Here is a 20249-nt window from a genome sequence, read left to right as displayed (position 1 = left end):
AAATATTTGTAAATCCATAAATAAATAACTTAAAAGAATATACAGCGCTGATGATGTCTGTGTATTTTTTGACCAGGAGCCGCGCCATGAGTCCGTTGAACCTTGCGTCACCCCTAACGCCACGACGGCTCAAACGCCTGCCTCTGGCCCTGTTGCTGGCAGGGAGCGCGAGCTGGACTCACGGTTACGCCGCCGACTCCGAAACCCCGGCGCCGGTGCCGGCCGGCAAGCCTGCCGCTAACAGTTCACAGCTGGAAACCGTAACCGTCACCACCCGCCGCCGCGAAGAAAGTTCGCAGGACGTACCGACGCCAATGAGCGTGGTCAGCGGGCAGAATCTGGAGACGCAACGGGTTTACCGGATTCAGGATTTGCAGCAACTGGTGCCCAGCGTCAACGTCGCCTACATGCACGCGCGGCAGTCCAGCGTATCGATCCGCGGTCTCGGTAATAACCCGGCCAGCGATGGCCTGGAAGGCAGCGTTGGCCTGTACATCGACAACGTCTATCTGGGCCGCCCGGGGATGGCGGTGTTTGACCTGATGGATATCGAACAGCTCGAAGTCTTGCGTGGGCCGCAGGGGACGTTGTTCGGCAAAAACACCACTGCCGGGGTGATCAACATCAGCACCCGCGCGCCAACCTTCACCCCTGAGCGCAGCATCGAAACCTCGGTCGGCGAGGACGGGTATTTCCAGACCAAGGGCACCATTTCCGGGCCGCTCAATGATCAACTGGCCGGGCGTTTTTCGGCCTATCGCACCCGTAGCGACGGCGACATCAAAAACGAATACGACGGCCATGATTTGAATGGCGGCTCGCGCGAGGGCTTCCGCGCGCAGCTGCTGTTCAAGCCCAACGAAGATTTCAACCTGCGCTGGATCGGCGACTACAACGAAGAAGATTCCAGCGCCGGCACCCGCGTGTTGTACAACACCGGGCCGACCATCAATGGCGTCAATCTTTACCAGTCGCGCGCCAATGCCGCCGGCGCAACGCTGGTCAATGGCTCGCACCGCAAGGTCAATCTGGACAACGATCAGCATGTCACCGTGCATCAGGGCGGCACTTCGGTGGAGGCTAACTGGACGCTTCCGAGCGACTTCACGCTGACCTCGATCAGCTCCTATCGCTTCTGGAATTTCACCCCGCGCAACGACGATGGCCTCAACGTGCCGGCGAGTTACAACGCCGGGGTGTCGGTGGAAGACAAACAGTACTCGCAGGAATTTCGCCTGGCCTCGCCCAAGGGCGAGTTCTTCGATTACGTCGTCGGCGCCTACTACTTCGGTTCGGATCTGGACAATAAATCCTTCGCTTATTACGGCCCGCAAGCCGATATCTGGAATGGCACCGCGCGCGGTGCGCTGGCCAACGTCACCAGCATTGGCAACGGCCATATCAAGACCGACAGTTTTGCGCTGTTCGCCCAAGGCACATGGCACCTCAGCGAGCGGCTGGATTTCACCGCCGGGGTGCGTGGCACTTATGAAGAAAAATCCGCTTGGGTCACGAGGGATGCGCCGATTGGTGGCGCTGCTGTAACAGGCGCGGCGGCCACCGCACGACGTGGTCGTGCCGGCGCTTACGATTCCGGCGATTTGAATCAGTACAGCTCCAGTCCCTCTGGGCTGCTCAATCTCAGCTACCGGATCACCGACGATGTGCTCGGCTACGCCACGTTATCCCACGGCGAGAAATCCGGCGGGGTTAACCTCGCCGTCGGTTCTGCGCCGGTGGCCGGCGCCGATTCGCTACTGATCGGCACTGAACGCGCGAACAACGCCGAACTCGGCTTCAAGAGCACGCTGTGGGATCACCGTCTGCAACTCAACGCCAACGTCTTCTGGACTCAGGTCAACGCTTACCAGACCAACGCCTACGACGCGGAAAACCGTGTGCAGTACCTGACGAACGCCGGTTCCGTACGTTCACGCGGGGTCGAGTTCGAAAGCACGGTGATCCCGCTGCGCGGCCTGACCCTGAACATCAACGGCTCCTACAACGACGTCAGTTACCTCTCGTACAAAGATGCCCCGTGCCCGCCGGAAGTCAGTCAGGCGCCAGGTGCTCCAGCGTCCTGCGACCTCAGCGGCCATCAAGTGGTCGGCGCCTCGAAATGGATCGGCAACGCCAACGGTGAATACAAATGGAATCTGGGTAACGGCTTCGAACCTTACGTCACCGCGAGCTATGCGTTTCGCTCGAAAGCCGTCGGTACCGTCGAGGATTCCGACTTCGGACAGATCCCGAGTTACGCCGTGGTCAACTTCTCCACCGGCCTGCGCGGCGATTTCAATCAGGGCCAGTGGGACGTATCCCTGTGGCTGAAAAACGCTTTCGACAAAACCTACTACACGACCCTTTGGACGGGCGGTAACGGCGGCTATGAAGGCTTGCTCGGCACACCTCGCACCCTCGGCGTCACCGGTCGCTACGACTTCTGATTCGTCACGCAAGGAACTGCATCATGTTGCGTATCAAAACCGCTTTGCCGGTGTTGCTGTCCGGCGCAGTGCTCAGTGCCGGCGCATTCGCCGCACCGAGTGTTTACCCGACCGGCGTGACCCGTTATGACCCGAACAAGGCTTTCAATCAGTACGTGATTTTCAGCGGCGCCGACAAGCAGACGCACCTGATCGACATGAACGGCAACGAGGTGAAAACCTGGCCACAGGCAGGTTTCCCGTCAGCGATCATCGACCCGAAACTGGTCGGCGGCGAGCGCGGCCATGTGCTGTTGCAACTGAGTGAAAAGGATCCCGGTAAACTCGGTTCGGCCGGCAACGGGTTGGGCAATCAGAGCGTCGGCGAGCTGGACTGGAATGGCAAAGTCGTCTGGCAGTGGGGCGACAAGGCGCCCGGTGGCGCAGCGCAACAACACCATGATCAGCGCCGTTTGAGCAACGGCAACACCGTGGTGCTGGCGAACAAGGTGCACAAGGTCAAAGGCTTTAAAGTGCCCGAGGTGATTGACGATGCGATCTATGAAGTCAGCCCCGACGGCGCGCTGAAATGGCAGTGGCTGGCCTCGGAGCATCTGAATGAATTCGGCTTCACCGCCGAGCAGTTGAAGCTGGTGCGCGCCAGTGAAAATCCGGACTACCTGCACATCAACAACCTCAGTCTGGTGGGGCCGAACAAGTGGTTCGATGCCGGTGACAAGCGCTTCAATCCGGACAACCTGCTGATCGATTCACGCAACGCCAACTTCATCGCGATCATCGACAAGAACAGCGGCAAAGTGGTCTGGCGTCTCGGCCCGAACCTGCCGCTGATCAACCCGAAAACTGCGCAAAAATTGCCGCGCCCGGTGGATCAGTTCGTCGGTCAGCATGATGCACACATCATTCCGGCCGGATTGCCAGGTGCCGGCAATTTGCTGGTGTTCGATAACCAGGGATCGGCGGGTTATCCGAACGTTACCCTCGGGCTGATTTCCGGCTCGCGGGTACTGGAAATCGATCCGGTGAAAAGTGAGATCGTCTGGCAGTACAGCGCGGCCAATTCGAAGCAACCGGGGTGGGCGTTCTACAGCTCGTTTATCAGCAGCGCGCGGCGCTTGCCCAACGGCAACACGCTGATCGACGAAGGCATGAACGGACGGTTTTTCCAGGTGACGGCCAGTGGTGAAAATGTCTGGGAATACGTCAGCCCGTATCTCGGTAAGGCGCCGGGCAGCGACGCGATCAGCAATTGGGTCTATCGGGCGTTGCCTGTGAGTTATGACTGGGTGCCAACCGGTACGCCACGCTCCGAGACGGCGGTTAATGCCCCGGTTGTCGGCGCGCAACAAACCAATGCCAGTCGTTAGTTGAATTGGAATTAGTGTTCGAACGAACGGCGATAAGTTATGAGCGGGTTGAAGGGTGCTTATTGCAAATTCGTTAGTAAGTCGCGTGGACAATAATTGAATGTGCAACCATCCTGACTGTCGTGAGTTTCCAGGAGGAAACTTGCTCTCATCGGAAGATACTTATCCCAACGATAAAGGAAATCGAATCATGTCGAGCATTAATGGCACTTATGTGAACGCTAACGCTGGCGCCAAACTGACGATTACCGATGGCAACGATTCCAACGGTACATTCAGTGGCACGTTCAGCCAGGGCGGCGTTAACTATGACGTCAGCTACGGGCATTACCATTTCCAGAACAGCACCGGACAACCTACCACCATTACGTTTGTCGGTCTGAATGGTAATAGCGGGTTTCAAGCATGGTCATTGTTTTCTCCCGATCACAATTACGCGAAAGTTCGCGCGGCCGGTTCCCGTACTAACTTTGACGGTGAAGTAGTGACCCTGGCAGGGGAGTTCGTCAAGCAGTAACAGTGGCTAAAGAAGCCGCCACGCCTTTATCGGGCGTGGCGGCTTTTTTATAACCCTCGAGAAAGTCGCCGCTACGATACCGGCGATCAGTTAATTGCCCGTAATTAATACACAGGTTTGCGCTCTGCAGCCTTTTGCGTGACTAAGCGTCACAAACTTGATCGCCGCCTCGGGTGTCGATGTAGCGACTGTCACAGCTGACTCTTTGTAGTCCTTGGTCTGAATACGTTCGCCCGGCAACACAACTTTGCGCCACTCGTTTTGAAATACATAAAGGGGGAAGCTGGTTTTGTTGCTGATCTCCAGTTGCGCAGGCAGCGTGATCTTCGTCGCGGCCGAGGCCACCGATAAGGGCGCCAGTAGTAGCGCCATGTAAATCATTGTCCGTTTGGTTAATTGCATCATTACTCTTCCTGAGTCGATTGAACATGCGCTGATGATCTAATGCGTCCACGACTAATCGCGCAACTTGATTGTTGTAAGCAGGAATGTAGGGCTGCCCCATACCTTCAGCGAATACTTTTAATGCTTGAAAAGCATGGCGTTTTTGGCGCTGGGCTGCGGCCCTTGATTGGCGTGGCTTTGCGAGAAATGATCAATTTTAATATAGCCAAATGGTCTATATATAACTTGAAAGGTTACTTTCGGAGATAAGCTTCAAGCCCAATGATTCACCCAACGATCCACCGTGGGGGATTCAACAAAACGGTTGATCGGCAGTTTTTGTAGAGAACGCAAAAAGACCGCAGGGAGTGAATCAATGGGCAATGTCCAGACCGCCGCCAGCGCAGAGGAATTGCTGTGGCGTCAGACGCCGGGTGGCGAGTTGGTCGATCTCGGCCGGCCGCATCGTGTGCCGTTGGGGCAGTTGCGTTTGCAGCGTGCGCCCAAGGGAATTCTGAGTCGGCGCGAAACTATTCTGCTCGGCGTGCTCGCATTGGTGGTGCACGGCGCGGTGATCTACTGGATCAGCCAGAAGCCGACGCCAGTGCTGCCGATCGTGCCACCGGAAATTCCGCCGATGACCATCGAGTTCTCGCGCCCGGCGCCGCCAGCGCCACCGGTTGTCGAGCCGCCACCACCTGCGCCTGTGGTTGAGCCACCGCCGCCGGTGGAAGACGAACTGGCGGTAAAACCGCCGCCGCCAAAACCCGTTCCGAAACCGAAACCGGTGGTTAAACAGGCACCCAAACCAACACCGAAAGCGCTTGAGCAACCACCGGCGCCGCCACAACCGGCAGCCCCGGTTGCGGCGCCAGCGCCACCTGCACCTCCCGCGCCGGCACCGGTAACCCCGGCCTCGGCAAATGCCGCGTACCTGAAAAACCCGGCACCGGAATATCCGTCGCTGGCTCAGCGTCGCGGTTGGGAAGGCACGGTGTTGCTGCGCGTGCATGTGCTTGCCAGCGGTAAACCGGGTGAGATCCAGATAGCCAAAAGCAGTGGCCGGCAACAGCTCGACGACGCGGCGCTGAATGCCGTGAAGCGTTGGAGTTTCGTTCCGGCCAAGCAGGGTGATGTGGCCCAGGACGGCTGGGTCAGCGTGCCCATCGATTTCAAGATTCATTAAACCGAAACCAAATTCGCGCGAAATGTTTACACGAGGGAATACATCATGACGTTACTGGCATCTCCACTGGAATCCATCGAAAGCGCGGTGATCTGGCTGCTGGTGGTTTTTTCCGTCGCCACCTGGGGCCTGGCATCGCTCAAGGCTGTGCAGTTCGGACGTCTGAAGGCACAGGACCGGCGTTTTCATAAACGTTTCTGGGCGGCGTCGAGTCTGGATTCCGCCGCTGAATTGAGCGAGACCCAACCCGGCGCCGCCGCACGAGTAGCGCAGGCCGGTTACGCAGCGATTCAAGTGGGCGAGGCGCCACAGGCCAATGATTTGAGCCAGGCGATCAACCATCAGGATCGACTGGAGCGCGCACTGCGCCAGCAAATTGTCCGCGAACGGCGTTCGCTGGAAACAGGCTTGGCAGTGGTCGCCAGTATTGGCAGTACGTCGCCGTTCATTGGTTTGTTCGGCACGGTGTGGGGAATCATGGAAGCGTTGAAAGGCATCAGCGCGGCAGGTTCGGCGAGCCTGGAAACGGTGGCCGGGCCGATCGGTGCGGCACTGGTTGCGACTGGTGTGGGGATCGCCGTCGCGGTGCCAGCGGTGCTGGTTTACAACTACTTTTTGCGTCGTCTGAAACTGACGGCGGCGGATCTCGATGACTTCGCCCACGACTTCTACAGCCTGGCGCAGAAGAGTGCGTTCCGTGTGTTGATCCACCCGACCGCGCACAAGGTTGCAGCGCCGGGCAACGCGGCAAAAGTGAAGGAGGCGTCCTGATATGGCCTTCTCCACGCAAGACAGTGACGAGGTACTCAGCGAGATCAACGTGACGCCGCTAGTGGACGTGATGCTGGTGCTGCTGGTGGTGTTTATCGTCACCGCGCCGCTGCTGACCAACGCGATCCCGATCAATCTGCCGAAGACTGAGGCGGTGGCGCCGGTCGAGCAGAAGGATCCGCTGGTGGTGAGCATCGACGGCGCGGGCAAACTGTTTATCAACAAGGATGAGATTCAGCCGGACTTGCTGGAATTCAACCTCAAGTCGGCCAAGGCCAAGGACCCGGAAGTGCGCGTGCAATTGCAGGCCGATGACGGGGTGAACTACGGCGAAGTGGCACGGGCCATGGCTTCGATTGAACGGGCGGGGATTACCAAGTTGTCGGTGATTACTGCGCGGTAACAGATTTCATGTTTTTCCGGGGCCGTCTCCTTGGCAGGGTGCGGCCCTTTTTTTATTTTTGGCAGGGAGAAAAGCCCCTCACCCTAGCCCTCTCCCGGAGGGAGAGGGGACTGACCGCGTTGTTTGGCCGCTATACGCCGACCTGAAATACCCAGTCGAACTCCGGATTTGAAAGGCCAGGTGATCGGCTCCCTTCCCCCTCGCCCCCTTGGGGGAGAGGGCTGGGGTGAGGGGGAAAAGATTTCAAGCCATGCACACATCTCATATTCAATTCAGGTCTTAATAAATAGCTTCTTATTCCTTAACGAATATAAATCCCCTCCCTATACTCGTTCAGGAACAGACACGACGCAGGAGAGCTCCCCATGCGCAACGAATCAATCCGCTACCTGATTGTGCCGGGCTGGCAAGGATCGCCAGAAGATCATTGGCAAAGCCACTGGCAGAACAGCCTGCCGAACAGTGCGCGGGTCGAGCAGGCCGACTGGCTGACGCCGCGTCGAGAAGACTGGGTCGCGGCACTGGCCGAGGCGATTGCTGCCGACAGCACGCCCGTCATCCTTATCGCGCACAGCCTCGGCTGCGTTACCGTTGCCCACTGGGCAGCCACTGCGCCGCTGCAATACCTGCGTCAGGTCCGCGGGGCCTTGCTGGTTGCGCCAGCGGATGTCGAACGTCCGGCCTGCGCCCCGGCACTGCGCAACTTCGCACCGATTCCGACCGATCTGCTGCCATTTCCAAGCCAGGTGGTCAGCTCCGACAACGATGCTGCCGTGAGTGCGCCGCGCGCGCTGGAGCTGGCGCGCAACTGGGGCGCCGAGGCGGGGATTCTCGCCGGTGCCGGACACATCAACGTCAAGTCCGGGCATCAGCGCTGGGAGCAGGGTTTCGCTTATCTCTATCGCCTGCAAAACCGCATGGAACACCACGCCCGCCGCCGCGCCTGATTTTTATTTCTTTCAACGCCCCCGTCTGCCGGCGGTTTTGGGCGGGAGTCTGCCATGAGTTTTGAAACATTCGGTCAGCCATTGCTGACCTTTCCCGACGCTGAAAAAAGCCCCCTGAGCATTCGTGCCAAAGCGCTGGTTTTTGTCGACCCGCGCTCGCGTCAGTTGCGCGAGGAGTTGGAGCTATTAGCCCCGCGTGCGATTTCAGTATTGATTCGCGGTGAGACGGGGACAGGTAAAGAATTGCTCGCCCGGCACATCCATCGCGCCAGTGATCGCAGCGGCTTATTCGTCTCGGTCAATTGCGGCGCCATCAGCCCCACTTACGCCGATGCCGAACTGTTCGGCTATGCCGCTGGCACCTACAGCGGTTCGGCCAGCAGCCGCGCCGGATGGTTCGGTTCGGCCAATGGCGGCACCTTGTACCTTGATGAAATCGGCGATTTGCCGCTGCCGATCCAGATCAAATTGCTGGCGGCTTTGGAGAACCACGAAGTCACCCGGGTTGGTGCGCCGCAGCCGAGTCCAGTGGATGTGCGCCTGGTGGCGGCGACCAGCATCGATCTGGCGCAAGCGGTGGACGCCGGCAAATTTCATGAGCGGCTCTATCACTACCTGAGCGATGGGCAACTGGAATTGCCCGCCTTGCGCGCGCGCATCGGCGACATTCTTTCGCTGGCCGAGTATTTCCTCGGCATTTACAGCCAGCGCCTCGACTTGCCCGTGCCGCTGATCAGCGAAGCGGCGCAGCACGTGCTCGAACAACACAGTTGGCCGGGCAACACCCGCGAGCTGGAAAATGTCATTCACTTTGCCTTGCTGGTGAGTACCGGCGACGAGATTCTGCCGGAGCACCTGAATCTGCCCGAGGTGTCTGGCCCGCAGCTTCAGATCGAACGGCTAGTGACACAAATCAACATCGGTGGCAGCGTCGCCGAGCGTAAGGCATTGAAAGATTTGCTGATTCGTTTGAGTAAGACGTTGTAACCGTTTCGTTCAACATGAACAAAATGGAATATGAAGCTGAATAAACGTTATTGTCCGGGAATAAAAAATCCCGGTATTGTCCGACCCACGCCAGCGATATCACTTCACTGGCACACGTATTAATGCCGTCGTCGATGACGACCGTGATTTTCGATAAGGACACTGCATGAAAAAGGTTCTGTTGTTTACCGCATTGGCGGCTGCTCTGACTGCTTCCCTGGCCAATGCCGGCGAGAAACTGGTGGTTGCCGCGACCCCGGTGCCGCACGCTGAAATCCTTGAGCTGATCAAACCGACCCTGGCCAAAGAAGGCGTGGATCTGGAAATCAAAGTCTTCACCGACTACGTTCAGCCGAACGTACAGGTTGGCGAGAAGCGTCTGGACGCCAACTACTTCCAGACCCTGCCGTACCTGAACAGCTTCAACCAGGGCAAATACAAGGACGACAAGTCCAAGTACCTGGTGACTGTGCAGGGCGTGCACGTTGAACCGTTCGGTGGCTACTCGAGCAAATACAAGACCCTGGCTGAACTGCCGGACGGCGCGACCATCGCCATCCCGAACGAAGGCAGCAACAGCGGCCGTGCGCTGATCCTGCTGCAGAAGGCTGGCCTGATCGAACTGAAAGATCCGAAAAACGCGCTGGCCACGCCGAAAGACATCGCCAAGAACCCGCACAATTTCAAGTTCAAGGAACTGGAATCGGCCCTGCTGCCACGCGTTCTGAAGGAAGTTGATCTGGACATGATCAACACCAACTACGCGCTGGAAGCCAAGTTGAATCCGACCAAGGATGCGCTGGTGATCGAAGGCGCTGACTCGCCATACGTGAACTTCCTGGTGGCCCGTGAGGACAACAAGAACAGCGACGCGATCCAGAAACTGGCCAAAGCCCTGACCAGCCCGGAAGTCAAAGCGTTCATCGAGAAGAAGTACAACGGTGCGGTACTGCCGGCGTTCTGATCTGACGCTTGAGTGAACCCCTTCAAGGTGTGAAAACGCCGATGACCAGTGATGGGCATCGGCGTTTTTGTGTGTGCGTTGAAAAAGCCCCTCACCCTAACCCTCCCGAAACGTCGGACCGCCCAGAGGGAGAGGGCTGGGGTGAGGGGCTTTTGACTTACGCTGCAGCCTTCAACGCCCGCCTCAACGCCACCAACAATTTCACAATCTCTTGCGGATCCAGTCGCTGCGGCACTTTTACGTCCATGTTTTCTTCCTTGTTATGGGGTTGGCCGGGAGAGTCTGGCCAAAAGCTGTTCATCCTTGGAGGGCTTTCGTGAAAAAAAGATCCGTCCTACAGCGCAAAGGAAAATAGCCTTCTTATTCCTTCCCGGCAAACCCACAGGATAGTTTTTTGGGTGATATCAATATGCTTTAACGGTATTTAAATTCTTGTTTTTATACCTATAAAGTCGGTGCTTGCGGGACAGCCATCCGCTGTCCACGGACTGCACCACCGTCGCTTACCGAGCGGCGTCCAGGACGTTTCATGACTTTCGATTACGCATTTATCCTCAGCACCCTGCCGGCGTTTCTCAAAGCCGTGGGCGTGACGCTGCAGGTCGGATTCATCGCCATTGGCACCTCGTTGCTGGTGGCGCTGCTCAACGCGACGATTCTGGTGTTCCGCACGCCGTACCTGCAAAAACTGGTGGGCCTGTACGTGGAACTGGCGCGCAACACGCCGCTGCTGATCCAGTTGTTTTTCGTCTACTTCGCCTTGCCGGCAGTGGGGATTCAGGTGTCCGGTTTCACTGCCGCGATCATCACCATGACCTTCCTCGGCGGCGCCTATCTCACCGAAGTGCTGCGTGCGGGCGTCGATGCGGTGCCGCAGGCGCAACTGGAATCGGGGCGCTCCATCGGTCTGTCCCACGGCCAATTGTTGCGTTACGTGATCCTGCCGCAAGCGGGGATCCTCAGCTTGCCATCGCTATTCGCCAATTTCATTTTCCTGCTCAAGGAAACCACCGTGGTCTCGGCGGTGGCGGTGCCGGAAATTCTCTACACCACCAAGAGCTACATCGCGCTCTATTACAAAACCTACGAAATGCTCGCCGTGCTGACGCTGATCTGCGTGCTGCTGTTTTTGCCGCTGTCGCTATTGCTCAGCCGTCTGGAAAGGAGGCTCCAGCATGGCCAGTTCGGGTCTTGAACTGCTCTGGGTGTCGTTGCCGCAATTGGCCAAGGGCGCCGGACAAACCTTGTCGATCTCGTTTCTGAGCATCGCCATCAGCACCGTCGGTGGCGTGCTCTACGGTGTGTTGCGCACGTTGAACGTGACGTGGCTCAACGCGATTTTGCGGGTGTATCTGGAGCTGTTCCGGGCGATTCCGGTACTGGTCTGGTTGTACCTGCTGTTCTTCGGTCTGCCGATTTTCTTCGGCCTGAGCATTCCCAGCTTTTGGTGCGCGGTGCTGGTGCTGTCGCTGTGGGGCGCCAGCGAGGTGGGCGAAGTGGCGCGTGGCGCGCTGCATTCGTTGCCACGCGGACAGCGTGAAGCGGGGCTGTCGATCGGTCTGAACGCCGCACAACTGTACGGTTACGTGTTGCTGCCGCAAGCGCTGAAACGCATGACGCCACCGACCATCAACGTCTACACACGGATCATCAAGACCAGCTCGCTGGCGGTGTTGATCGGTGTGGTCGACGTGATCAAGGTCGGCCAGCAGATCATCGAGCGCACTTACGAATCGGTGCTGATCTACGGCGCGCTGTTTCTGTTTTTCTTTTTCATCTGCTACCCGCTCTCGGCCGCCTCGCGCGTGCTGGAGCGGCGCTGGACGCAAGCATGAGCGCATTGATCGAGTTTCACGGCTTCAACAAATTCTATGGTGAGCAGCAGGTGCTTAACGGCATCGATCTGCAGGTGCAGAGCGGCGAAGTGATCGTCATCCTCGGCCCCAGCGGCTGCGGCAAAAGCACTTTGCTGCGTTGCCTCAATGGTCTGGAAGAGGCCCACAGCGGCAGCCTGAAGTTTCTCGGCCGAGAGCTGCTGGACAAGGTCACTGACTGGCGCGACATCCGCCAGCAGATCGGCATGGTCTTTCAGAGTTATCACCTGTTCCCGCACATGAACGTGCTCGACAATCTGCTGCTTGGGCCGCTGAAGGTGCAAAAACGTCAGCGCCGCGAAGCGCAGCAACAAGCCGAAGCGTTGCTCGAACGCGTGGGGCTGGCGGACAAGCGTGACGCCTTCCCGCGTCAGCTCTCCGGTGGTCAGCAGCAACGTATCGCCATCGTCCGTTCGCTATGCATGAATCCACGGGTGATGCTCTTCGATGAAGTCACCGCCGCCCTCGACCCGGAGATGGTCAAGGAAGTTTTGCAGGTCATTCAGGGCCTCGCTCGTGAGGGCATGACCCTGTTGATCGTCACCCATGAAATGGCCTTCGCCCGCGCGGTGGCCGACCGCATCGTGTTCATGGATGCCGGGCGCATCCTTGAACAGAACCCGCCCGAGATTTTCTTTACGAACCCGCAAACCGCACGCGCGCAGCAGTTTCTGGAGAAGTTCTCCTTCGTGGCAACACTGCCAAAAACGAATCCGACAAAGGAACTGGAACTGTTATGAAAACTGCCGCTTTTTTACTGCCCCTGCTCAGCCTCGCCTTGCTCGCCGGTTGCAGCAAAACCGAAGAACCGCCGAAGCCGAAAGTCGCCAGCGAAAGCACTGCGCCGGCTGGTTACCTGGACAAGATTAAGGCTCGCGACAAACTGATCGTCGGCGTCTTTACCGACAAGCCACCGTTCGGCTTTGTCGATGAGGCCGGGCGCTACGTCGGCTTCGATACTGATATCGGCCGCCGTTTCGCCAAGGATCTGCTCGGCGATGAAAACAAGGTCGAGTTCGTTGCCGTCGAGCCGGCGAGCCGTATTCCGTTCCTGCAAAGCGACAAGGTCGATCTGATCCTCGCCAACATGACCGTGACGCCTGAGCGCAAGGAAGCGGTGGAATTTACCAATCCGAATCTCAAGGTTGCGGTGCAGGCGCTGGTACCGCAAAGCAGCTCGGTGAAAAACCTCGATGATTTGGCGACCCGCACCACTATCGTCACCACCGGTACGACGGCGGATATCTGGCTGACCAAGAATCATCCGGACTGGAAGCTGCTGAAGTTCGAGAAAAACTCCGAATCGCTGCAAGCCTTGGCCAATGGTCGTGGTGATGCCTATGCGCAGGACAATCTGGTGCTGTTCAGCTGGGCCAAGCAGAACCCGGGCTATCGCGTGCTCGATGAAAAGCTGGGGGCTGAAGCGCCAATTGCGCCGGCGGTGAAGAAGGGCAATATCGAGTTGCGTGACTGGGTGAATACCGAGCTGACGAAGTTGGGTGAAGAGAAGTATCTGCTCAAGCTGTACGACCAATACGTGCGTAAAGAACTGAGCGATGACACCAAGCCTGAGAGCGTGATTGTCGAGGGTGGCAAGTGGCAGGGGTGATTGTCTGTTGAGTCGGTGGTGAGGCCTGCCCCTCACCCCAGCCCTCTCCCGAGGGAGAGGGAGCCGATCCTCATGCCTTTCAAAACTTGAGTTCAGCTCAGGAATTTCACGTCGGCGTAGTTCGAAAGAACAACTCGGTCAGTCCCCTCTCCCTCGGGGAGAGGGTTAGGGTGAGGGGCTTTTGGCTGAAACGCTCAATCCGGCCAATGCCACGCCGGTTCATCCAGCACCCGCTGCCCGACAATCCCGGTCTGCCCCAGTGTCTTCTCCAGCACAATGCAATTGCACTCCGGGTCTTCCTGCAACGCTGAAATCAACCGCCGCGCATGCGACACCACCCACACCTGACACTGCTCAGACGCACGAATGATCAAGCGCGCCAACGCCGGCAACAGATCCGGGTGCAGACTGGTTTCCGGTTCGTTCAGTACCATCAATGACGGTGGCCGTGGCGTCAGTAATGCCGCGACCAGCAGCAGATAGCGCAGCGTCCCGTCCGACAACTCCGCCGCCGATAACGGCCGCAACAAGCCTTCCTGATAAAACTCGATGGCAAACCGTCCACCGGCCTGCGCTTCGATATGCACCCGCGCGCCAGGAAACGCATCGGTAATCGCCGCACGCATCGCATCCCCATCACCAATCTCGATGATGGTCTGCAACGCCGCCGCCAGATCCCGACCGTCGTGATGCAGCACCGGCGTGCGCGTGCCCAGTTGCGGTTGGCGCACCGGTGCATCGGCATCGCTGCGAAAGTGATCGTAAAAGCGCCAGCGGCGAATGAACTCGCGCATCTGAAACACTTCCGGCGAGCTGCGCAGGCTGCCGACCTGATCGAACAGGCTGTCAAAGTTCGGCGTGTGTTGCGCCAGCACATCCCATTTTCGTTCGGTGCGTGCGCGGATCATCGGGCCGTCGCGATCGACCAGCAGGCTGGCGGGGCGGTAAAGCGCGCCGGCCCAGATGCATTCGCGCTTGATCTGCGGGTCGAGGCTGAAGCGCGAAGGGATTGGTCGCGAATGCTCGGGCAGCATGAAGTGACCGTTGGAATCGGGCAGCCCGAGGCTGATCGAATAACTGAAATCTTCCCCAGCGAACCCCAGGCGCAGTCGCTTCACCCCCTGGCGCACCGTCGACTGAATGGGCACTTCGCCGTTGCGCATACGTCGACTGATGGTTTCCGGCCCGGCCCAGAAGGTCGACTCCAGTCCGCCTTCACGGGCCAGCGCATTGACTACGCCACCCTGTGCGGTTTCCGCCAACAGGCGCAAGGCCCGGTAGAGGTTGGACTTGCCGCTGCCGTTGGGGCCGGTGATCAAGTTCAGTCGGCCGAGCGGGATCACCAATTTATTGATCGAGCGGTAATTGGCCACTGCCAGAGTGTTGAGCATGGAATTCCTTCTCTTGAGGCGCCCATTGTAGGAGCTGCCGAAGGCTCCTACAGGGAAATGTTGTGATCGCGCAGGCGAAGGCGGAACCCTGTTCTAAGCTCACAGTCGTATCGTCACTTGCACGTTCGTACACAGGAAGGAGTCTGCATGGCGAGTCCCGGTTTGAAAACAGCGGTCGTGCTGAGTCTGCTCACCTTGGTGACCGCTTGCGGCGAGAAAAAAGCCCCCGCTGAGTACCTGCCACGGGTTTTTGTACAAGAGGTCAAGCCCACGGATTACGCGGCTGCGGTGACATTGACCGGGGACGTGCAGGCGCGCGTGCAGACTGAACTGTCGTTCCGCGTCGGCGGCAAGATCATCCAGCGCATGGTCGACGTCGGCGATCGCGTCACCGCCAAACAAGTGCTGGCCAAACTCGACCCCAAGGATTTGCAGACCAACGTCGATTCGGCTCAAGCCCAGGTGGTCGCTGAACAAGCCCGGGTGAAACAGAGCGCCGCGGCGTTCGTGCGCCAGCAAAAACTCCTGCCCAAGGGCTACACCAGCCAGAGCGAGTACGATTCCGCCCAAGCCGCGTTGCGCAGCAGCCAAAGCGCCTTGAGCGCGGCGCAGGCGCAATTGGCTAATGCGAAGGACCAACTCAGCTACACCGCGTTGATTGCCGATGCGCCGGGCGTGATCACCGAGCGTCAGGCCGAGGTCGGCCAGGTCGTGCAGGCCACTGCGCCGATTTTTTCGTTGGCCCGCGACGGCGACCGTGACGCGGTATTCAACGTCTACGAATCGCTGCTGGCCGAGCGTCCTGCGGATCCGTCGATTGTCGTCAGCCTGCTCGATAACCCTGCCATCAAAACCACCGGCACGGTGCGTGAAATCACCCCGGCGGTGTCGGCGCAGTCCGGCACGGTGCAAGTCAAAGTCAGCCTCGACAGCTTGCCACAAGGGATGCAGCTGGGCTCGGTGGTCAGCGCCACCGCTAAGGGGAGCGGCAAGTCGGCAGTCGAATTGCCATGGTCAGCGCTGACCAAAAACATCAGTGATCCGGCGGTGTGGATGGTCGACGATAAAGGTGAGGCGCAGTTGCACAACGTGACCGTCGGCCGCTACCTGATTGGCAAGGTCATCATCAGCGAAGGCCTCAAGGGCGGGGAAAAAGTCATTGTCGCCGGTGGGCAGTTGTTGCATCCCGGCATGAAAGTCGAAATCGCTGAAAACACCTACAAGGATCTGCAACCGGGAGCACAGCCATGAAGCGTCTGGGGCTGTTGTCCGTGGGTGTGTTGCTGGCGGCCTGCTCGAAAAGCGAGCCACCTCCGGAGCCGGTACGTCCGGTGTTATCGGTCAAGGTTCAAGCGTTGAGCGAGGAAAGCCTGGGGCGTTTCGCCGGCAGCATCCAGGCGCGTTATGAAAGCAACACCGGTTTCCGCGTCGGTGGCCGCATCGCCAGCCGCAACGTCGATGTCGGAACCGAAGTGCAAAAGGGCACGCTGCTCGCCACCCTCGATCCGTCTGATCAGCAGAACCAATTGCGTTCGGCCCAGGGCGACCTGGCCAGGGTTCAGGCGCAACTGATCAATGCCCAGGCCAATGCCCGCCGTCAGCAGGCGCTGTTCGATCGTGGCGTAGGGGCGCAGGCACAACTGGACATCGCTACCACAGACCTGAAAACCACCCAGGCCTCGCTGGACCAGGCACGGGCGGCGGTCAATCAAAGCAAGGATCAGCTCGGCTACACCGAACTGCGTTCCGATCATAAAGCCGTGGTCACCGCCTGGAACGCCGAAGCCGGGCAAGTGGTGACGGCGGGCCAGCAGGTCGTGACCCTGGCGCAACCGGACATCAAGGAAGCGGTGATTGATCTGCCGGACACCCTGGTCGATCAGATTCCTTCCGACGTGGTGTTTCTGGTGGCCGGGCAACTCGACCCGAGCATCAACACCACGGCAACCCTTCGCGAGATCGAACCGCAGGCGCAAAGCGCCACGCGTACTCGTCGCGCACGCCTGACGCTGGCCGAGACACCAGACGGTTTCCGCCTCGGCACGGCGATCAGCGTGACCCTCAGTTCGGCAATCAAACCGCGCATCGAATTGCCGGCTACCGCTTTGCAGGAGGTCGACGGCAAACCACGGATCTGGGTCATCGACACCCAGAGCAAAACCGTCAGCCCCCGCGACGTCAGCGTGATCAGCCGCACCGACAGCAGCGTAGTGCTCGCGGGCGGCGTGAAGAACGGCGAGCGCGTGGTCAGCGCCGGCGTCAACAGCCTCAAATCCGGACAATCGGTAAAACTTGACGAGGACAGTCAATGAAAGGCTCTTTCAACCTCTCCGAATGGGCCCTCAAGCATCAGTCATTCGTCTGGTACCTGATGTTCGTCGCGTTGCTGATGGGCGTGTTCTCGTACTTCAATCTGGGCCGCGAAGAAGACCCGTCGTTCACCATCAAGACCATGGTGATCCAGACCAAATGGCCGGGCGCGACCCAGGAAGAAACCCTTGCGCAGGTCACCGACCGCATCGAGAAAAAACTCGAAGAACTCGATTCTCTCGACTACGTGAAAAGCTACACGCGCCCCGGCGAATCGACGGTGTACGTGTACCTGCGCGACACCACCAGCGCCAAGGACATCCCGGAAATCTGGTACCAGGTGCGCAAGAAGATCGACGACATTCGCGGGCAGTTCCCCCAAGGTATTCAAGGGCCCGGGTTCAACGACGAGTTCGGTGATGTGTTCGGCTCGGTCTACGCCTTCACCGCCGACGGCCTGACCATGCGCCAGTTGCGCGATTACGTAGAGCAGGCGCGGGCCGAGATCCGCAATGTACCGGGGCTGGGCAAGATCGAAATGATCGGCCAGCAGGACGAAGTGATTTATCTGAACTTCTCTACCCGCAAACTGGCGGCGTTGGGTATCGATCAGCGTCAGGTTGTGCAGAGCCTGCAATCGCAGAACGCCGTAACTCCGGCCGGTGTGATCGAGGCCGGCCCTGAGCGGATTTCCGTGCGCACTTCGGGGCAGTTCGCCTCGGAAAAAGATCTCGCCGAGGTCAATCTCAAGCTCAACGACCGTTTCTATCGTTTGGCTGACATCGCCGACATCACTCGCGGTTACACCGATCCGGCTACCCCGGAATTCCGCTTCGACGGCAAACCGGCCATCGGTCTGGCGATCGCCATGCAGAAGGGCGGCAACGTTCAGGAGTTCGGCAAGGCGTTGCACCAGCGCATCGATGAACTGACCGCAGACTTGCCGGTTGGCGTGGGTGTGCACACCGTGTCCGATCAGGCGGTGGTGGTGGAAGAAGCGGTCGGTGGCTTTACCAGTGCCCTGTTCGAGGCGGTGATCATCGTGCTGGTGGTCAGCTTCATCAGCCTCGGCGTGCGCGCCGGCCTGGTGGTGGCGTGCTCGATCCCGCTGGTGCTGGCGATGGTCTTTGTGTTCATGGAATACAGCGGCATCACCATGCAGCGGATTTCCCTCGGCGCACTGATCATCGCCCTCGGCCTGTTGGTCGACGATGCGATGATCACCGTGGAAATGATGGTCACGCGCCTGGAAATGGGCGAGACCCGCGAGCAGGCCGCGACGTTCGCCTACACCTCGACGGCGTTCCCGATGCTCACCGGTACGCTGGTGACCGTCGCGGGTTTTGTGCCCATCGGCCTCAATGCCAGCTCCGCCGGTGAGTACACCTTCACCCTGTTCGCGGTGATCGCCGTGGCGATGCTGGTGTCGTGGGTGGTGGCGGTGTTCTTCGCCCCGGTGATCGGCGTGCACATTCTCAGCGCCAACGTGAAACCCCATGAAGCCGAGCCGGGCCGCGTCGGGCGTGCGTTCAATGGCGGTCTGTTGTGGGCGATGCGCAATCGCTGGTGGGCCATCGGCATTACTGTGCTGCTGTTTGTGCTGGCGGTTTTTTGCATGCGTTTTGTGCAGAACCAGTTCTTCCCGTCCTCGGATCGTCCGGAAATTCTCGTCGATCTCAACCTGCCGCAAAACGCCTCGATCGACGAAACACGCAAGGCCGTCGACAAGCTCGAAGCGACGCTCAAAGGCGACCCGGACATCGTGCGCTGGAGTACCTACATCGGTCAGGGCGCGATCCGTTTCTACCTGCCGCTCGACCAGCAATTGCAAAACCCGTACTACGCACAACTGGTGATCGTCAGCAAAGACTTCGAGGCCCGTGAGGCACTGAGTCAGCGTCTGCGCGAGCGCTTGCACAAGGACTTCGTCGGCATCGGCAGTTACGTCCAGGCGCTGGAAATGGGCCCGCCGGTGGGGCGGCCGATCCAGTACCGGGTCAGTGGCAAGGACATCGATCAGGTGCGCAAGCACGCCATCGATCTGGCCACCGAACTGGACAAGAACTCGCACATCGGCGAGATCATCTACGACTGGAACGAGCCGGGCAAAGTCCTGCGCATCGACATCGCCCAGGACAAGGCGCGCCAGCTCGGGCTGTCGTCCGAAGACGTGGCGAACCTGATGAACAGCATCGTCAGCGGCGCGCCTCTGACCCAGGTCAACGACGACATCTACCTGATCAATGTGGTCGGCCGGGCGGTGAATTCGGAGCGCGGTACGCCGGAAACCCTGCAGAATCTGCAAATTGTTACGCCCAACGGCACATCAATACCGTTATTGGCGTTCGCCACTGTGCGCTATGAACTGGAACAGCCGCTGGTGTGGCGTCGCGACCGCTTGCCGACCATCACCATCAAGGCCTCGGTGCGCGACGAGATCCAGCCGACCGACCTGGTGAAACTGCTCAAGCCGTCGATTGATGCCTTCGCTGACAAACTGCCAGTGGGCTACAAGGTCGCGACCGGCGGTACGGTCGAGGAAAGCGGCAAGGCCCAGGGACCGATCGCCAAGGTCTTGCCGTTGATGCTGTTTTTGATGGCGACCTTCCTGATGATCCAGTTGCACAGCGTGCAGAAGATGTTCCTCGTCGCGAGTGTTGCGCCGCTGGGACTGATTGGCGTGGTGCTGGCGCTGGTGCCCACCGGCACGCCGATGGGTTTCGTGGCGATTCTGGGGATTCTCGCGCTGATCGGCATCATCATCCGTAACTCGGTGATTCTGGTGACGCAGATCGATGAGTTCGAGCGCAAGGGTTACGCGCCGTGGGATGCGGTGGTCGAAGCGACCGAGCATCGGCGCCGGCCGATCCTGCTGACCGCGGCGGCGGCGAGCATGGGCATGATCCCCATCGCCCGGGAAGTGTTCTGGGGGCCGATGGCGTACGCGATGATTGGCGGGATCGTGGTGGCGACGTTGCTGACGTTGCTGTTCCTGCCGGCGCTTTATGTGGCCTGGTACAAGATCCGCGAGCCGAAGAAGGACGCTTCGTCATCGACCCACTGAGTGCGTTTGTTACACCTTTGGGAAAGGT

The 20249-nt window shown here is 59.1% G+C and carries 18 protein-coding genes; 16 read left to right on the top strand and 2 right to left on the bottom strand.

Translation table 11 applies throughout. The annotated features are described in order from the left end of the window. The first annotated feature begins 86 nt into the window (after positions 1-86). The 3 genes from GTU76_RS19730 (at position 87) to GTU76_RS19720 (ending at position 4331) form a co-directional block, all read left to right on the top strand. Entirely contained in the window at positions 87-2447 is a 2361-nt protein-coding gene (locus GTU76_RS19730) for a TonB-dependent receptor (RefSeq protein ID WP_180699384.1), read from the top strand. 23 nt (positions 2448-2470) lie between these two features. Continuing rightward, on the top strand, positions 2471-3814 hold the full coding sequence (locus tag GTU76_RS19725; protein WP_180699383.1) for an aryl-sulfate sulfotransferase: 1344 nt from the start codon (positions 2471-2473) through the stop codon (positions 3812-3814). A 190-nt stretch (positions 3815-4004) separates the two neighbouring features. After that, entirely contained in the window at positions 4005-4331 is a 327-nt protein-coding gene (locus tag GTU76_RS19720; protein ID WP_038359731.1) for a hypothetical protein, read from the top strand. 90 nt (positions 4332-4421) lie between these two features. On the opposite strand, the gene GTU76_RS19715 is transcribed toward GTU76_RS19720, so the two are convergent. Continuing rightward, positions 4422-4733 carry a hypothetical protein gene (locus tag GTU76_RS19715; protein ID WP_180699382.1) on the bottom strand — a complete coding sequence of 104 codons (312 nt, stop codon included), beginning with the start codon at positions 4731-4733 and terminating at the stop codon, positions 4422-4424. A 358-nt stretch (positions 4734-5091) separates the two neighbouring features. Here GTU76_RS19715 and GTU76_RS19710 point away from each other — a divergent pair, with 358 nt between their 5' ends. The 10 genes from GTU76_RS19710 (at position 5092) to GTU76_RS19665 (ending at position 13456) form a co-directional block, all read left to right on the top strand. Further along, on the top strand, positions 5092-5901 hold the full coding sequence (locus tag GTU76_RS19710) for an energy transducer TonB (protein ID WP_180699381.1): 810 nt from the start codon (positions 5092-5094) through the stop codon (positions 5899-5901). Between the two features lie 45 nt (positions 5902-5946). Next, a complete protein-coding gene (locus GTU76_RS19705) occupies positions 5947-6672 on the top strand; it encodes a MotA/TolQ/ExbB proton channel family protein (protein ID WP_180699380.1) in 726 nt (241 codons plus the stop codon). Between the two features lies 1 nt (position 6673). Next, the gene (locus tag GTU76_RS19700; RefSeq protein WP_003220570.1) at positions 6674-7075 is read left to right on the top strand and encodes an ExbD/TolR family protein; all 402 of its coding nucleotides are present in this window, start codon (positions 6674-6676) and stop codon (positions 7073-7075) included. Positions 7076-7440: 365 nt separating this feature from the next. Beyond that, a complete protein-coding gene (locus GTU76_RS19695) occupies positions 7441-8022 on the top strand; it encodes an alpha/beta hydrolase (RefSeq protein ID WP_077570156.1) in 582 nt (193 codons plus the stop codon). A 54-nt stretch (positions 8023-8076) separates the two neighbouring features. Next, positions 8077-9009 carry a sigma 54-interacting transcriptional regulator gene (locus tag GTU76_RS19690; protein ID WP_180699379.1) on the top strand — a complete coding sequence of 311 codons (933 nt, stop codon included), beginning with the start codon at positions 8077-8079 and terminating at the stop codon, positions 9007-9009. Positions 9010-9175: 166 nt separating this feature from the next. Further along, a complete protein-coding gene (locus GTU76_RS19685; RefSeq protein WP_016985636.1) occupies positions 9176-9973 on the top strand; it encodes a MetQ/NlpA family ABC transporter substrate-binding protein in 798 nt (265 codons plus the stop codon). A 529-nt stretch (positions 9974-10502) separates the two neighbouring features. After that, positions 10503-11168: an amino acid ABC transporter permease gene (locus GTU76_RS19680; RefSeq protein WP_008083580.1), complete on the top strand. Its 666-nt coding sequence runs from the start codon at positions 10503-10505 to the stop codon at positions 11166-11168. Further along, positions 11149-11808: an amino acid ABC transporter permease gene (locus GTU76_RS19675; protein ID WP_007918714.1), complete on the top strand. Its 660-nt coding sequence runs from the start codon at positions 11149-11151 to the stop codon at positions 11806-11808. The genes GTU76_RS19680 and GTU76_RS19675 overlap by 20 nt, the downstream gene beginning before the upstream one ends. After that, entirely contained in the window at positions 11805-12587 is a 783-nt protein-coding gene (locus GTU76_RS19670; protein WP_016985633.1) for an amino acid ABC transporter ATP-binding protein, read from the top strand. The genes GTU76_RS19675 and GTU76_RS19670 overlap by 4 nt, the downstream gene beginning before the upstream one ends. Further along, on the top strand, positions 12584-13456 hold the full coding sequence (locus GTU76_RS19665) for a transporter substrate-binding domain-containing protein (RefSeq protein WP_016985632.1): 873 nt from the start codon (positions 12584-12586) through the stop codon (positions 13454-13456). Before GTU76_RS19670 ends, GTU76_RS19665 begins: the two co-directional genes overlap by 4 nt. A 194-nt stretch (positions 13457-13650) precedes the next feature. Here the strand turns inward: GTU76_RS19665 and GTU76_RS19660 are convergent, their stop codons facing one another. Continuing rightward, positions 13651-14847: an AAA family ATPase gene (locus tag GTU76_RS19660; protein ID WP_016985631.1), complete on the bottom strand. Its 1197-nt coding sequence runs from the start codon at positions 14845-14847 to the stop codon at positions 13651-13653. Positions 14848-14994: 147 nt separating this feature from the next. Between GTU76_RS19660 and GTU76_RS19655 the strand changes: the two genes are divergently transcribed. The 3 genes from GTU76_RS19655 to GTU76_RS19645 are packed head-to-tail and all read left to right on the top strand — an operon-like array spanning position 14995 to position 20221. Continuing rightward, on the top strand, positions 14995-16098 hold the full coding sequence (locus GTU76_RS19655; protein ID WP_016985630.1) for an efflux RND transporter periplasmic adaptor subunit: 1104 nt from the start codon (positions 14995-14997) through the stop codon (positions 16096-16098). After that, on the top strand, positions 16095-17159 hold the full coding sequence (locus GTU76_RS19650; RefSeq protein WP_180699378.1) for an efflux RND transporter periplasmic adaptor subunit: 1065 nt from the start codon (positions 16095-16097) through the stop codon (positions 17157-17159). Before GTU76_RS19655 ends, GTU76_RS19650 begins: the two co-directional genes overlap by 4 nt. Beyond that, entirely contained in the window at positions 17156-20221 is a 3066-nt protein-coding gene (locus GTU76_RS19645) for an efflux RND transporter permease subunit (protein ID WP_016985628.1), read from the top strand. Before GTU76_RS19650 ends, GTU76_RS19645 begins: the two co-directional genes overlap by 4 nt. The last annotated feature ends 28 nt before the right edge of the window (positions 20222-20249 follow it).

It is taken from the genome of Pseudomonas crudilactis (assembly GCF_013433315.1).
Lineage (GTDB): Bacteria > Pseudomonadota > Gammaproteobacteria > Pseudomonadales > Pseudomonadaceae > Aquipseudomonas > Aquipseudomonas crudilactis.
Note: the sequence above shows the minus strand (reverse complement) of the source record. Positions and strands in the feature narration are given on the sequence as shown.